This is a genomic window from Magnetospirillum fulvum MGU-K5 (assembly GCF_000442515.1).
Lineage (GTDB): Bacteria > Pseudomonadota > Alphaproteobacteria > Rhodospirillales > Magnetospirillaceae > Phaeospirillum > Phaeospirillum fulvum_B.
On the sequence record NZ_AQPH01000081.1, the window covers coordinates 1 to 14,969 of the forward strand.

16 protein-coding genes and 1 tRNA gene are annotated in these 14,969 nt (G+C 61.8%); 3 read left to right on the forward strand and 14 right to left on the reverse strand.

Features of this window, described 5'->3' with window-relative positions; all coding sequences use genetic code 11:
* The 7 genes from K678_RS15165 to K678_RS15195 all read right to left on the reverse strand — a co-directional run.
* A partial coding sequence (locus K678_RS15165; protein WP_021133353.1) for an NADH-quinone oxidoreductase subunit D occupies positions 1–1,130 on the reverse strand: 1,130 nt, incomplete at its 3' end.
* A 5-nt stretch (positions 1,131–1,135) separates the two neighbouring features.
* Positions 1,136–1,744 (reverse strand): NADH-quinone oxidoreductase subunit C, encoded by a 609-nt coding sequence (locus K678_RS15170; protein ID WP_021133354.1) that lies wholly within the window; start codon positions 1,742–1,744, stop codon positions 1,136–1,138.
* Positions 1,745–1,769: 25 nt separating this feature from the next.
* Positions 1,770–2,330, reverse strand: coding sequence for a NuoB/complex I 20 kDa subunit family protein (locus K678_RS15175; RefSeq protein ID WP_039853441.1), 561 nt, complete (start codon positions 2,328–2,330; stop codon positions 1,770–1,772).
* The gene (locus K678_RS15180; RefSeq protein WP_021133356.1) at positions 2,327–2,692 is read right to left on the reverse strand and encodes an NADH-quinone oxidoreductase subunit A; all 366 of its coding nucleotides are present in this window, start codon (positions 2,690–2,692) and stop codon (positions 2,327–2,329) included. Before K678_RS15180 ends, K678_RS15175 begins: the two co-directional genes overlap by 4 nt.
* A gap of 178 nt (positions 2,693–2,870) precedes the next feature.
* Positions 2,871–2,947: transfer RNA gene (locus K678_RS15185), tRNA-Asp, on the reverse strand.
* Between the two features lie 386 nt (positions 2,948–3,333).
* Positions 3,334–3,783 (reverse strand): RrF2 family transcriptional regulator, encoded by a 450-nt coding sequence (locus tag K678_RS15190; RefSeq protein WP_039853442.1) that lies wholly within the window; start codon positions 3,781–3,783, stop codon positions 3,334–3,336.
* A gap of 147 nt (positions 3,784–3,930) precedes the next feature.
* Positions 3,931–4,143, reverse strand: coding sequence for a hypothetical protein (locus K678_RS15195; RefSeq protein ID WP_039853448.1), 213 nt, complete (start codon positions 4,141–4,143; stop codon positions 3,931–3,933).
* Positions 4,144–4,349: 206 nt separating this feature from the next.
* On the opposite strand from K678_RS15195, the gene K678_RS17955 reads away from it, so the two are divergent.
* A complete protein-coding gene (locus tag K678_RS17955) occupies positions 4,350–5,219 on the forward strand; it encodes a hypothetical protein (protein WP_021133359.1) in 870 nt (289 codons plus the stop codon).
* Positions 5,220–5,357: 138 nt separating this feature from the next.
* Entirely contained in the window at positions 5,358–6,215 is an 858-nt protein-coding gene (locus K678_RS15205; protein ID WP_021133360.1) for an NAD(+)--dinitrogen-reductase ADP-D-ribosyltransferase, read from the forward strand.
* A gap of 84 nt (positions 6,216–6,299) precedes the next feature.
* Here the strand turns inward: K678_RS15205 and K678_RS15210 are convergent, their stop codons facing one another.
* The 7 genes from K678_RS15210 to nifH form a co-directional block, all read right to left on the reverse strand.
* Entirely contained in the window at positions 6,300–6,803 is a 504-nt protein-coding gene (locus K678_RS15210; RefSeq protein ID WP_021133361.1) for a pyridoxamine 5'-phosphate oxidase family protein, read from the reverse strand.
* A 56-nt stretch (positions 6,804–6,859) separates the two neighbouring features.
* The gene (locus K678_RS15215; RefSeq protein ID WP_021133362.1) at positions 6,860–7,411 is read right to left on the reverse strand and encodes a gamma-glutamylcyclotransferase family protein; all 552 of its coding nucleotides are present in this window, start codon (positions 7,409–7,411) and stop codon (positions 6,860–6,862) included.
* A gap of 54 nt (positions 7,412–7,465) precedes the next feature.
* The gene (anfO, locus tag K678_RS17960; protein WP_021133363.1) at positions 7,466–8,206 is read right to left on the reverse strand and encodes a Fe-only nitrogenase accessory protein AnfO; all 741 of its coding nucleotides are present in this window, start codon (positions 8,204–8,206) and stop codon (positions 7,466–7,468) included.
* Between the two features lie 76 nt (positions 8,207–8,282).
* Positions 8,283–9,671, reverse strand: coding sequence for a Fe-only nitrogenase subunit beta (gene anfK, locus K678_RS15225; RefSeq protein ID WP_021133364.1), 1,389 nt, complete (start codon positions 9,669–9,671; stop codon positions 8,283–8,285).
* 14 nt (positions 9,672–9,685) lie between these two features.
* Complete coding sequence (gene anfG, locus K678_RS15230; RefSeq protein WP_021133365.1) at positions 9,686–10,036, reverse strand: Fe-only nitrogenase subunit delta; 351 nt, start codon at positions 10,034–10,036, stop codon at positions 9,686–9,688.
* A 13-nt stretch (positions 10,037–10,049) separates the two neighbouring features.
* On the reverse strand, positions 10,050–11,612 hold the full coding sequence (gene anfD / locus K678_RS15235; RefSeq protein ID WP_021133366.1) for a nitrogenase iron-iron protein, alpha chain: 1,563 nt from the start codon (positions 11,610–11,612) through the stop codon (positions 10,050–10,052).
* Positions 11,613–11,777: 165 nt separating this feature from the next.
* Positions 11,778–12,605: a nitrogenase iron protein gene (nifH, locus tag K678_RS15240; RefSeq protein WP_021133367.1), complete on the reverse strand. Its 828-nt coding sequence runs from the start codon at positions 12,603–12,605 to the stop codon at positions 11,778–11,780.
* A gap of 694 nt (positions 12,606–13,299) precedes the next feature.
* Between nifH and K678_RS15245 the strand changes: the two genes are divergently transcribed.
* A complete protein-coding gene (locus K678_RS15245; RefSeq protein ID WP_196802596.1) occupies positions 13,300–14,925 on the forward strand; it encodes a sigma 54-interacting transcriptional regulator in 1,626 nt (541 codons plus the stop codon).
* Positions 14,926–14,969: the final 44 nt, after the last annotated feature.

Genomic DNA, 14,969 nt, shown 5'->3' on the forward strand with positions numbered 1-14,969 from the left:
ACCACGTCGGCCAGCATATGGCCTCTCGACATCATGTCGAGAGCCTGAAGATGGACGAACCCCGGCGGCCGGATCTTGCAGCGATAGGGTTTGCCGCTGCCATCGGCGATCAGATAGACCGCGAACTCGCCCTTGGGCGCTTCGACGGCGGCATAGACCTCTCCGGCCGGGACGTGGAAGCCCTCGGTGAACAGCTTGAAATGATGGATCAGCGCCTCCATCGAGCGCTTCATCTCGGCGCGCGGGGGCGGGGACACCTTGTTGTCGTCAACCTTGACCGGGCCGCCCGGCATCTTCTCCAGACACTGGCGGATCAGCAGGACGCTTTGGCGCATCTCCAGCACGCGGACGAGATAGCGGTCATAGCAATCGCCGTTGCTGCCGACCGGAATGTCGAACTCAAGCTGGTCGTAGACCTCGTAAGGCTGGGCCTTGCGCAGATCCCAGGCGATGCCCGAGGCGCGCAGGTTGGGGCCGGTGAAGCCCCAATCGAGCGCCTGTTCCGGCGTGACGATGCCGATATCGACGGTCCGCTGCTTGAAGATGCGGTTTTCGGTGACCAGCGATTCGATGTCGTCCAGCACCTTGGGGAAGGTGTGGGTCCACGCGCCGATATCGTCGAGCAAATCCTGCGGGAGATCGGCGGCGACGCCACCGGGACGGAAATAATTGGCATGGAGGCGGGCACCGCTGGCCCGCTCATAGAATTCCATCAGCTTGTCGCGTTCCTCGAACCCCCACAGCATCGGGGTCATGCCGCCGACGTCGAGGATGTAGGTGCAGATGCTGATCAGGTGGTTGAGAATCCGGCCGATCTCGCAATACATCGTGCGAATGTATTGGGCGCGCGGCGGCAGGGTCAGGCCCAGCAACTTCTCCGTCGCCAGGACGAAGGCGTGCTCCTGATTCATCGTGCCGATGTAATCAAGCCGGTCGAAATAGGGCACGGCCTGGAGATAGGTTTTGTGCTCGATCAGCTTTTCGGTGCCGCGATGCAGCAGTCCGATATGCGGGTCGGCGCGTTCAACCACTTCGCCCGACATTTCCAGGATCAGGCGCAGCACGCCGTGCGCAGCCGGATGCTGCGGTCCGAAATTGAGCGAATAGGTCTCGATCCGGGTCTCGGCCATGATCTTTAGACTCTCCCCCCGGCCTTCTCGTCGCCGGGAAGCGGACCGCCACCCTCCCACGGCGATTGGAAATCGAAGCGGCGGAAGTCCTGGACCAGACGCACCGGCTCGTAGACCACGCGCTTCTGCTCGTCGTCATAGCGGACTTCGACCCGGCCGGTCAGCGGGAAATCCTTGCGCAGCGGGTGGCCGTCAAAGCCGTAATCGGTCAGAATCCGGCGCAGGTCGGGATGGCCCGAGAACAGAATTCCGAACATGTCCCACACTTCGCGCTCGAACCACCCGGCCGAGCTGAACAGGCCGGTCGCCGACGGGACCGGAGAGTCGTCGTCGGTCGCCAGCTTCACCCGGATGCGCTGGTTATGCTTCATCGACAGCAGGTGATAGACGACGTCGAAGCGCGGATCGCGGCCGGGCCAATCGACCCCGCACACGTCGAGAAGCTGCTTGAACTGGCAGGCAGGATCGTCGCGCAGGAAGGCCAGCACCGACAGGATCGAGGCGGCAGAGACCTCAAGCGTCAGTTCGCCGACGCGATTGACCTCGGCCCGGCGCACGTCCTGCGGCAAGGCGGCGGCGATCAGTTCGCCCAGATCCTTCAGCGCTTGCGTCATGGTTCGGCGGTCCTTCGTTCGATCGCTAGCGGGTGATCGCGCCGGTGCGACGGATCTTCTTTTGCAGTTGCAGGATGCCGTAGATCAAGGCTTCGGCGCTCGGCGGACAGCCCGGAACATAGATGTCGACCGGGACGATGCGGTCGCAGCCGCGCACGACCGAATAGCTGTAATGGTAATAGCCGCCGCCATTGGCACACGACCCCATCGAGATCACCCAGCGCGGCTCAGCCATCTGGTCGTAGACCCGGCGCAGGGCGGGGGCCATCTTGTTGGTCAGGGTCCCGGCGACGATCATCACGTCGGCCTGACGCGGCGTCGGCCGGAACACGACCCCGAAGCGGTCCATGTCATAGCGGGAACAGGCGGCGTGCATCATCTCGATGGCGCAGCAGGCCAGGCCGAAGGTCAGCGGCCACAGGCTGCCGGTCCGAGCCCAGGCTGCCAGAGCATCGACATTGGCGACGACGAATCCCTTGTTGGAAATCTCGTCGGTGACGGCGGCCAGCAGGGCATCCTGCTCCGGCCCGGGGGGCAGCAACCGGGCGCCACCCACCGGCAGGACCGCCGGTGACTCCCCGTTCATTCCCATTCCAGGGCTCCCTTGCGCCATTCATAGACGAACCCGACGGTCAGCACCGCCAGGAAAACCATCATCGACCAGAAGCCGAACAATCCGATTTTCCCCAGAGTCACCGCCCAAGGGAACAGGAAAGCGATTTCCAGATCGAAAATGATGAAGAGGATCGAGACCAGATAGAAGCGGACGTCGAAGCGCGAGCGCGCATCGCCGAAGGGTTCGAATCCGCATTCATAAGGGGTGGCTTTTTCGACGTCGGGCTTTTGCCGCGCCACCAGCCACGAACCGCCGACGCACAACCCGGCGATCGCAACGGCGATGCCGAAGAAGACGAGGATCGGCAGATATTCAACCAGCCAAGCGTCCATCATTCCTTCCCCGGCCCTTGTTGCTTCACCACGAGGATCGTCCGGCACATTCTTTCGCGCCCGCTCGGTCAAGGCGGGATCGAACCCGACGTTGCCTGCCGCCGCTCGATGACGACCCCTGTTGAGACCGACTCAACTCCTAACCCAACGGAGCCTACCCGGGCCCTACAGGGCCGGGTGGCGGGAGTGACGGGGCTCGAACCCGCGACCTCCGGCGTGACAGGCCGGCGCTCTAACCAACTGAGCTACACCCCCTCCGTCCGGTCACCGGTACGGGGAGAGTCGATCTAATACAGTGCTCGCATGCTGTCAAGCAAACAACTTTGGCACCGTGATAATTTCGCCTCGGCATTCGTGACAAATACCTACATGCGAAAAGCGACCTTTCCATCTGCGGTACAGGCGTGGGTCAATAACTAGACTATGTGCGCCTAAATTTACAATACCAAAAATATCTGTTTCAGTTAATTGCTTAAACTCATCAATAAGCGTCAGTAACCCGTCCCTACTGGAGTAGGAACGATCCTCGGCAAGCGGCCCGGATGATGGAAATGACATCGCCCCACCTTCATGTACCACCCGAACGGGTGGGGTGCGGCGGCGATATTGCGGCCAAACCGGCGTCTTGTCGGTCGGGCCGCTCAGATGTCGTACATCAGGACCGGCTCGACCCGGCCACGGCGCTTTGACATGTCGATCAGGGTGGTGTTGTCGACGATCGCGGCCATCGCGTCGCGCACATCCTGCATTACGCCACGGACGGCACAGCTCCCCTCGTCCTGACAGTCGGAACAGGGGCGGTAGGCCGAGCGCGAAACACACGGGACCGGCGCCAGCGGGCCGTCCAGAATGCGGATCACCTCTCCGGCCATGATCCGATCGGCCGGACGGGCCAGGGTATAGCCGCCACCCTTGCCCTTTTTGCTCGACAGCAGGCCGTGATTTTTCAACTCTAGCAAGATGGTGTCGAGAAACTTTTTGGGAATACGCTCGGTCTCGGCGATATCGGCGATGAGGACTGGCCCCCGCCCTTCGCGCTCGGCCAGATGCACCATTGCCTTTAACCCGTACTTCGCCTTGCTCGACAGCATCACTACACCCAGTTGATAGACCACAAGAAGAAGCGATCCGGGCCGGGGCTGTCAATGCCCGAATCGGCAAAACCTCATGTTGCAATGCAGCGGACGGAATCCGCCCCCCGCCACTACCGGAAGGGGGGCGGTCGCCGTTGGCCCGGGTCAGGGCGAGGCGGGCTTCTTGTTCCAGGCGCAATATTCCTTCTTGGCACGGGGTTGACCCAGGGTGCCGTCAGTTGCGGCCTCCTGATAGAACGCCACAGAACCATCCGGCATACACACCGGGTCGGCTATTCCGCCAAAGGGCTGAAATCGGCCCTCGGTACATCCGGCCAGCAGCAAAGCGGCCCCCAATACGATCCCTACTCTGCTCATTTGGTCAGTCTCCTCGGTCATGGGGACAAGGACATCCGTGACATGGTCATCCGCTTTGACGAAATCCAGCCCCCTCCGGCACTACGTATTAACCGAGTGGTTTGCGGATAATTTTTGCAGCTATTGCGCGACGCTTTCTTGGGGGCGGCGGATTTGCTATCGTGGGATATCCGGGAAGAAGTCCCGCCATAGCGATGGGGGTTAGAATGCCCAATATCGGTTTTTCCGCGGTCGCACAGGGAGCTGACGCACAGTCCCTGTTTCGCAGCATCAGGCAGACTCCGATCAAAGAAGATGTCTTCGCCCGCGCCGATCCGGACGCGAAGCGCCAGTACGAAGACGCCCTGGACATCTCGAAGAAGCTGGCCCAGGGGGCGAAGGATGCGCAAAACTTCGCCACCACCAAGGATCTCGAGGCCAAGAAAGAGCGTCTCAAACTTTTGAAGATGCTGGCCCAATCCGCCACCGATCCCCGCACCATCCGAGCCATCGCCCGCGAAGTTGCCGAAATCGCCCGCAGTCTCGGCAATGCTGCCGCCAGCGGTGGCGGCGGTTCGGTGACCGCCACGGCCACCACGGCTACGGCGGTTTCAGCCGACGCTTCGGGCGCTGTGGCCGCATCGGCGGCGACGGCGGGCGAGGGGGCTTTGACCGTCTCTGCCCAGGCCGCTCCTGCCGCTGCGACGGAGGCGGGGGCTGTGGCACAGACAACGGCGGCGGATGGGGCCAAGGCGGCGGCTCCGACAGAACAAGCTCAGTCGGTGGCCACGCCCGGTGCGCCTGGGGGTGATAATTCGATCAAGGATCAAGTCCGGGAATTGCTGCAACTGGCGAAGAAAATATTGGAAAAGCTTCGCTCGAGCGTCCTTCCCGGCACACGCGAGTCCGAGGAGGTCGAAAAGGCCAACCGCGAAGTTCTGAAAGCGGCGGCGGCGTTTGGTATTTCGCTCGACGATAGGTCCCAGTCCGCCTCGCCGTCGGACGGTGCGGGGGCAGAGACCTCGGATGTCGCGGCCGTCGCCTCGGTGACGGTTGTCGACGTGGCCGAGATCACATCGGTCGATATCAAGGTCTGAGGAGGCGGGGAGGGCAGTGCCCTCCCCCTTTTCAGCGATTACGGCGATTCAGCCCCGCACAGCTCATGCTATGGTCGGAACGATACGCTACACCATTCGCTATCCGCGATGTCGTCGCGAAGGGCTTTCGTTTCCGCCATGACCGCTGTGGACCCGCTTTTGCCGCCCGCCCAATCCAGTCCGATCGAAGACCCCGAGGAATGGTACAGCACCTCGATGGTGGGGATTCCCCCGCGAATCCTGGGCTCCTCGGCCTTTAATCGCTCGCTGCGGCGCCTCACGATTTATGGAACGCGGGAAACCCATCCCGGTCTGTTCCAGTTGCTGGGTCGCTGTGCCACCCAGGCCGAGGCGGCGGCGGTGTTTTCCCATTACATGGCCCTGCATTTTGGCCTGGGTCCGCCCGCGCCCGACGACGGACCGGCCGAATCCCGCCGTGCCGCCACCAGCTATCTTGAGCTGTTGCGGGGCTGGGGCGGGGATTCCAACAACGCCAAGGCGGCGGTGCTGAAGGGCTGGGTCGAAAGCCGCTTCGGTATCGTCCCGGTCTTTCACAAAGACCCGCTGGGGATCTTCCCGTCGGAGGCCTGGGCCCGCTATTTAAGCGAGAAAACAGACATCCGCTTTCACAATAACTGCATCCATCAGCAGATCGATCTTCTCTACGAATACGGGCAGTGGAGCATCCGCCATTTCAAGAAACCGGGGCCGCGTTTCGTCCGGCTGTGGCGTGGCACCAACGATTTCGAGGGGCAGCGGGTCGGGGATCGGATCGCCGGTCGGCTTGCCGAGGTGCGGCTCAACAATCTGGTGTCGTTCAGTTGTTCGCAGGAGCGGGCGGAGGAATTCGGCGATTGGGTGCTGGAGACCGAGATTCCCACGGTCAAGCTGCTGTTCTTCCCCGGTCTGCTCGACGACCGTGCCCTGAACAGTGAGGGCGAATTCCTGGTGATCGGCGGGCGCTACAAGGTCCGGGCCTATCACGGGTACATCTGAATACCGGCCAATCCACGATTTGGCCGGTTGGTACGACGTCTGGTCCGGGGGACGAGAGGGAAAAAGTCCCCCGGACCCCGTCGGTCAGGTCTTGGGGAAGCCGTGGCTTTTGCCCTTGATCTGATCGATGTCGATCCGGATCACCGTGGTATGGGTCAGCTTCGGTTTCGGAAAGGTGAATTGGGTCTTGGTGAACAGGGCGACGATCTGGTTGAGCGCCCGGATTTTTTCCTCGGGATCTTCGACGAACACCGCCTGTCCGGTACCGATCACGGTGCGGTGATGCGCTTCGAAGTCACAGGCGCGTTCATCCTCGATCACGCCGTAATAGGCCGATATCTCGAAACAGACGCGGTTGTTCTGCTTCAAGATGTTGATCTTCGACCCGGCCGGAGCGGAGTGGAAATAGAGCGCGGTGCCGTCATAGGCAAAAAACACCGGCACCAGGAACGGCACGTTGTCGGCGCACAGAGCGAGGTGCATCACCTGCTCGGAGGCCAGAATCGCGTCGATTTCCGCCCGGTCGGTGATCTCGCGCTCTTTGCGGCGCATCGGGCCATGCGGGTGTCCCGCACTCTGCTTGGTCATGTCGTTGTCTCCGTCGTCAAAGGGCGGCAGGCCGGGGGGCCGACCGTACCCAGGGGTCAACAAGCACAGCTGATGCCGGAGAGCAAGGCTGCTGCGGTGTGGTCTGCGCGCGGGACAGGGAAATCGGCCGGGCGCGAAGGATTTGCCGCCAGCGCGGCAATGTAATCGGGCGGCAATCCCCGCACCGTCGCCGCCGCGACCAGGTGGCGCAGATAATCATGGCTGGGCGGGGCGGCGGCACCTTCGACGGCTTTGCGATAGATCAAGGCGTCGATCAGATGGCCCTGGTCGTCGATCACATCGACCGGCGAGTGAAAGTACGATCCGCCGCCGTCGATCCGGACTCCCTGCCAGATGTCGAGCCGGTCGAAATCGGACACCGACAGGCGATAGAGCACGCCATGGATCTGGCCGATTGGATCGGGCTTCGCGGTTTCCTGGCCGCCATCCCATACCCGCGAGCGGCCATGGAAGGCCAGCCGATAGGAGTCGAGGCGGGCGCGGCCGATCAGTTCGGCGGCCTCGCACCGCTCGGCGATCTGGTCGGGATGCATGTCACCGCCATAAGCGAAATAGAGCACGCGGCGGCGGGTTGGGCGGATGGGCATGGCGGTAATCCTGTCACGCGAGGGGGGAGGGGGTGTGCGATCCAAGGACGCGCATTAGGCGGAGTTCCTGCGGGTGACGGTGACCCGGACCCCTTCATCGAGGGACTCGATCGTTACGATCAGGCCCAGCCCGGCGGCGGTTTCGGCCAGCCAGCGCGGCGGATGGTCACAGAGAATTTCGAGCGAACGGAACGGTGGCCCGACCAGGATCGGAACCAGAATGTCGCGGGAATTCAGCCCGGCTCCCGAGTCCAGCAGGGCGGCCAGATCGAGGCGGAACCGGCTGTCGGCGGGATCGCCGACGATTTCCAGTGCGACCTTGGCCTGGGCCAGAATTTCGGCGGTCGGCGCGGGGCCACCCCGGCGCCGGGGGGAGCCACCACCACCGCAGCCTCCGCCCAGCCCCAGCGGCGCGGTCGGAATCGGAATCGGAGGCGACAGAGCAGCCTTTGCCGCTTTCTCCGCCACTTCGGCTTCGTGGGCGGCAACGCTGTCGAGTTGCTCGGCCAGATCGCCTTCCGACCGCCACAGGCGAAAGCCCAGTTCCTCTTGCAAGATGGCGGGAACGATGCCGACCTCGCCCGCCGTCAGCAGCACCCGGCAATCGCCCAGCCGGGTGGCGAGATCGCGCAGCACCGCCTTGCGCTCGGCCAGGGTGGGATTGCTGGCAAGATCGAAGGCGATCCGGTCCTGCTCGGTCCATCCACTGTTCTCGCGTCCGAACAGACAGATCGCTGCGGTCCGGTTCAACGTCGAGACCGTTCCGGCCTCGTCGATACAAGCGGCTATTTTCATCGGAACCCTCCCGACGATTTGCGGAAACAAGCGGGGCGGCCGCCGCGATGGCCCGCCGCCCCGAAAGCAGCGGGCCTTACCAGACGTTCAGGATCCACTCCTTGTTTTTCTTGTATTCCATGTCGGTGAACAGGGCGTTGGCCATCTGCTCGGCCAGCCAGGTGGCACCCTTGTAGCCGACGACCGGATAGCGGTAGAGACCGGCGCGGTCATAGGTGGGGAAGCCGACCCGGACCATCGGGATCATGTTGTCGATCGCGACGAACCGGCCCTTGGAATGGCCGAGGATCAGATCGAGTTCCAGCCCCTTGTTCTTGATGCGGTCTTCCAGTTCCCAAAGATCGGCGTTGGCGATGATTTCCATGTCGAAATCGACGCCGTCCTGCAACGCCTTGATCCGGGGGTCGTTTTCGTACTCGGCGTTCTCGTCGCCGAGCAGGAGCAGGACCGGCTTCATCTCGAGGTCGAGGCAGAATTCCGCCAGCCCGAGCACCAGATCGGGATTGCCAAAGATCGCCACCTTCTTGTCGGCGAGGAACATGTGGGTGATGTCGGTGATCGCGTCGATCGCGATGCCGCGTTCGCGCACCAGCGAGTCGGGGATCGGCTTGCCGGTCATTGCCTTCAGATTCTGGAGGAAGGTGTCGGTGTTGCGGATGCCGATCGGGGTCGGCCCGATGATCGCGGGAACGTCCCACCGCTTTTCCAGGAACTTGGCCGCCTTGCCGCCTTCATAGCGGTTGAGAGCGATCGTGCCCTGGGCGTCGGCGGTCGAGATCAGGTCTTCGATCGTGGTCGATCCGTGCGACACCGCGCTCTTGTCGGGCATCAGCGGCGAGTCGAAGCTTTCGATCTCGAACAAAACGTTGGCTTCGATCTCCATCGCGGCCAGCAGGCTCTTCAACTCGGTGACGTCGCCCGGATTGACCCAGCCGGTGATCAGATTGATCTTGAAGCTGGGCTTGTCCTTCTTGGCGAAGTATTTGACGAAATCGCGGACGGCGACGTCATAGCCGCTGACCATGCTGCCGACGAAGCTGGGGGTGTGGATCGGGATCAGGTGAACCTCGCGGTCGGGATACTTCACCTGAAGCAGCTCTTCCTCCAGCTTGGTGACGACGCCGTCAACGTCGTCGCCGATCACCTCGGTCGAGCAGGTGGTGATGATCGGGATCACCTTGACGTTGGGATAGCGCATCAGCAGGACGTCGACCGCTTCCTCGACCCGGTTCAGCGCGCCGAACACCGCGCCGTCCTCGTGGACCGAGGATGAGGCGATCTCGAAGCTTTCCTTCAGGTGCTGCGAGATCAGCAGACGGACGAACATCACGCAGCCCTGGCCGCCATGGACGATGCCGATGCAGTCCTTGATGCCGATGCTGGCATATTGGGCCCCGGCCGGCTGGCAGGTGAAGATCGGGTTGATGGTGCCGATCCGCTCTTTCAGTTTCAGTTCACAGGACATGGAGCAATCCTTCCCTAATAGTGCTGATCGGTCAGTTCTTCGTTGAGCGAGCCGGTGATGGTCTGGATATCGAGCTGTTCGTGCAGCTTGGCCATCAGATCGCGGATCTGGTCGACCCCCAGGGTCGCCAGCCAGGGATGGCGATCGCGATAGGCTTCGGCGAGGCAGACCGCATCGACCCAATAGCATTTGTCCTCGGGCGTTTCGGGCTTGACCGTCTCGCCGCACAGCAGCCGGGTGGTCATGCCGAGGATGTTCTCGTTCTGACGCTTGCGGTCCCAGTTGCGGGAATGGAACTGCCACAGGCAATTCTTCATGATGTAGTCGATCAGTTGCTCGACCCGGGTCTTGGTGACGTCTTCCATGATCGTCCTCGTGCTATTCGGCCGCGGCGGGGCGGGATTCGAACGTGGGATAGGTCTTGTCCCGCAGGGGGCTCACGCTGTCATAGGCCCCGCTGTACTGGCGCAGCGTGGTCGAGGCGCGGATGTCCTCGGGCAGGGACGCATCGGACAGCATCCGCTGGGTCGCGAAGCCCTTGTCGGTCGGGATCGGGTCGCGGCTGATATCCAACTCGGCCAATTGGTGGATCGGCGAGTAGATCGCGTTGTAGATGTCGCGGGCGAAGCGGACCCAGCCCTCATAGCCCTTGTAAGGGCCGTTATGGTAGGCGTGGGCGTTGAGGTAGGGGACGCCGACCTTCTTGGCGACTTCGCCCGGGCGCTTGCCGGTGAAGATGATGTCGGGCTTCAGATTTTCGAGGGCTTCAAGGCTTTCCAACTCGTTGGGATCGTCGATCGCCAGCGCATCTTCGCCGCACCGGGCGATGCCCTTTTCCATGTCGCCCTGGTGGCCGAACTTGGTGTAGACCGAGACGACCTTGACGCCCATTTCCTCTTCGATGACGTGGGCCCAGTGCCACAGCTTCGAGCCGCCCGGCCACAGGCACACCTTCTTTCCCTTCAGGCGTTCCTTGTACCAATCGAGCTCGGGCTTCCACCGTGCGGTTTCCTCGGCGATGATCGCCTCGGCGCGCTCTTCGATACCGAAGAACATCGCGACCTTGCGCAGCGATTGGGACAGCGGCTCGAAGCCGAACCCGTCGATGTCGAGGCGGGGAATGCCGTAGCGGACCCGCAATTCGTTGCAGATATATTCGGCCGAGCGGGCGCATTCGAGCACGTTCAGATGCGCCTTGTGCATCGCCCGCAGATCGTCATACCGGCCGTTGCCGGTAAAGGTCGACAGGACCTGGATGCCCATCCGCTTGAAGAAGTCCTGCATCACCTCCTGGTCGCCCTGGATGTTGTACTCGCCGACGTAATTGATCACGTAATCGCTGGTGATCTCGGGCTCGACGGTGCCGACCTTCTGGTTGATCCAGGCGATGTTGATCTTGTGGTGGCCGCCCGACTGGCTGGGACCGGCAAAGCCCGGCGAGTTGCAGATGAAGATGTCGACGTCGGGCAATTCCTCCATCACCTCTTCGGCGATCGCGTTGATGTCGTCGCCGATCAGCGCGGTGGCGCAGGTCTGGTAGATCGTCATCCGCTTGATGTCGGGGAATTGCTTGAACGCTTCGAGGATGTTCTGCTTCAGCAGCTTTTCCGCCCCGAACACGATGTGCTTTTCGCGGACATCGGAGGCGAAGGTGTATTTCAGCTGGAAGTTGCCGTTATCGCTGATATAGCGCTTGGTCTGCCAGGTGTCGTAGGTGCAGCCGACCGGGCCGTGGCTGAGATGGATGACGTCCTTCATCGGGGTGCCGATGACGTGCTTGGCCCCGCAATAGGCGCAGCCGCGTTCCGAGATCGAGCCCGGAATGGTGTTGAGATAGCCCTTGGGCAGGCACGAGGTCAGATCCTCGCCCGGGGCCTTGGTAACGGCGTGCTGTTTGCGCTCGGGAATGCACTTGCTGCATTCAAACTCATGGTAGGGCATTGTTTTCGCTCCGTAGCTGGATCGCGACCAAGGTGTGCACCCGCGCAGGGCGCACCCGACCGACCTCGTCAGATCAAGGGACGGTCGTTGAGACTGGAGACGGGGTTCGGAAGGCAGTACCGTTTCCCTGCGCCCCACGCGGATGCACGGCTCGTTAAGCTGGGGTCAGTCGCACATGCCGTATTTGACGACCATCGCTTCCAGCTCATCCATCGACAGCGGCTTCGGAATGACGAAATTGTCGTTGTCGATGATCGACTGGCCAAGCTGGCGGTATTCCAGAGCCTGATCCGCGGCGGGATCAAACTCGGTTACCGTCTTCTTGTTGAACTCGGCCTTCTGCACGATGTTGTCGCGCGGGACGAAGTGGATCATCTTGGTGCCGATCGCGGCGCAGAACTCTTCGAGGAACTCACGCTCGCCATCGACCTTGCGGCTGTTGCAGATGATGCCGCCCAGGCGCACGCCGCTCTGCTTGGCGTATTTGACCAAGCCCTTGCAGATGTTGTTGGCGGCATAGATCGCCATCATCTCGCCCGAGGCGACGACATAGACTTCCTGCGCCTTGCCGTCGCGGATCGGCATCGCGAAACCGCCACACACCACGTCGCCCAGCACGTCAAAGAAGATGAAGTCGAGATCGGGGGTATAGGCTTCGTTGGCCTCCATCAGGTCGATCGCGGTGATGACGCCGCGGCCGGCGCAGCCGACCCCCGGCTCCGGCCCGCCCGATTCGACGCACCGGATATCGTGGAACCCGGTCTTGACCACCTTGTCGAGCGTCACCTTTTCCGCGCCCTGGGTGCGGAGCGTATCCATCACCGTTTCCTGGGGCAGGCCGCCCAGGATCAGGCGGGTCGAATCCGCCTTGGGGTCGCAGCCGTGAATGAACACCCGCTTGTTGTGGTAGTGGGCCAGCGCCGCCGCCGTGTTCTGGGTGGTGGTCGATTTGCCGATCCCGCCCTTGCCATAGATCGCAACCTTGCGCGTCATTGTGGAAAACTCCGTTTGGTGAACCCGTGGGGACGGAAGCGAACCCGTCCATGCCAAGGTCAGTGGCAAAGGGCGTGCCAAACAAAGCTTTGAATTTGCTGTATTTTTAATTTACCGATCGGGACAATTTCCCTCGCCGCATCGGCGGGCGGGGTGGAACGCGATATCGTTGAAAAGCAAGGCTTTGCCCCGTTTGCGCCCCGGCAGGACAGGCCGGATTGTTCCTGATCTGCAAAAAACTAAAAATTATCTCCCGATTCGGTAAATCCGATTTGCCCCGGCACAAGGGGGAATGGTCCGTGCGCGAATCGACTGGGAATGAAAATTTACGGAATGAATTCACCGGATCGGTGAATTTCCGACGGCGGGCTTGGGCCGGGGCCGAATCGGGTCGGAGTGGGATTATCCGGTCGAGGGAACCCGGATTCATCCCTCCGTTTCGTCCCGGTACGATCTCGGCGATGGGCCGCGACGAATTGGCCATTTCGGTACGTTCACCGTCGGAACTTACCGTTTCGGAATATTTGGACGGCGCAGAGAACTCTTCCAATTCAACTTTAGGCGGTACCGCGTTGGAATCGCGATGACCCACCGCACTGATCGCAACGCCTTGTTTTTACCGAACTTGGTCTAACGCTTGCATCGTCTGTCCCGTGGGGACGAGGGCCACGATAGATGGAGCGAAAGCTGCCCAATGAGCATGGAAGACACCCTTACTCTCGATCGGTCTCTCGACGCTTCGGTCGAGGAATTTACTCATTGTTTCACCGGGGAGTGCCGGGTCAGCGTCTTGCCGATTCTGTTCGAGATCAACAAAGTGCTGGCGGAGAGCGCTGATCTCGCCACCCTGATGTCGATCACTCTGGACGGAATGCGTCGCCGCCTGCGGATGCATCGCGGCTTCATGATGTTGTACGACCGCCATTCCGAGGCGATCTTCATCCATGACAGCTTTGGCCTGACCGAGGAGGAAAAGGGGCGCGGCATCTATGCCCCCGGCGAAGGAATCACCGGCAAGGTGGTCCAGAGCGGCAAGCCGATTATCGTTCCCAGGCTCGATCAGAATCCGGATTTCCTCGACCGTACCCGCGCCCATGGCGACCGCAAGCATCGGGGCAAGGCCGCCTTTGTCTGCGTGCCGATCATCCTGGCGCAAAAGGTTCTGGGCACCATCTGCGCCGAGCGGATCTATCTCAATCACCGTCTGCTGAAACAGGACGTCGAATTGCTGGCGATGATCGGGACATTGATCGCCCCGGCGGTCGAACTGTACCTGATGGAAAATATCGAGAAAGTCCGGCTGGAGACCGAGAACCGGCTGCTGAAAAACGCGCTGAAGCAGCGCTTCAAGCCCGACAATATCATTGGCAATTCCAAGCCGATGCAGGAGGTCTATTCGCTGATTCACAAGGTCGCGGTGACGCGGGCCACCGTGCTGATCCTGGGCGAGAGCGGGGTGGGTAAGGAACTCGTCGCCAACGCGATCCATTACAACAGCCCAAATGCCGAAGGGCCGTTCGTCAAAGCCAACTGTGCCGCCTTGCCCGAGGGGCTGGCGGAAAGCGAGCTATTCGGACACGAAAAAGGCGCGTTCACCGGCGCGGTGATGATGCACAAGGGCTATTTCGAACAGGCTGATGGCGGCACCATTTTCCTCGACGAAGTGGGCGAACTCAGCCTGACGATGCAGGCCAAGTTGCTTCGCGTGCTCCAGGCCCGCACCTTTGAACGGGTCGGCGGCTGTAAGCCGGTGCGGGTCGATGTCCGCATCATCGCCGCCACCAATCGCGATTTGGCCGCGATGGTCGAGCAGGGCACCTTCCGCGAGGATCTGTTCTACCGCCTCAACGTCTTTCCCATCACCATCCCGCCGTTGCGTGAGCGGGGGAGCGACGTGATTACGCTTGCCGATTATTTCGTATCGACCCTTGCCGCCGAGAACGGCAAGGACGTCAAGCGGATCTCGACCCCGGCGCTCAACATGTTGATGAGCTATCACTGGCCCGGCAATGTCCGCGAACTGGAAAATGTGATCGAGCGGTCGCTGATTCTGGCCGACGACGGAGTGATCCACAGTTACGATTTGCCGCCCTCACTTCAGACGCCGACCGAAACCGATACCGGCTTCCGCACCCCGCTCGAAGCCAAGATCAACGCCGTCGAGTACGAGATGATCGTCGAGGCATTGAAGAACAGCGGCGGCAATATCGGCGTGGCGGCGACCGAACTGGGCCTGACCCGGCGGATGCTGGGCGTCCGGATGGAACGCCACAACATCAGCTATAAGACCTTCCGCCCCAGCGACACTCGCCGCCGTTAATCACGCACCGCCGCCCGCGCCTCATACTAAGCTGCGCGGATCGG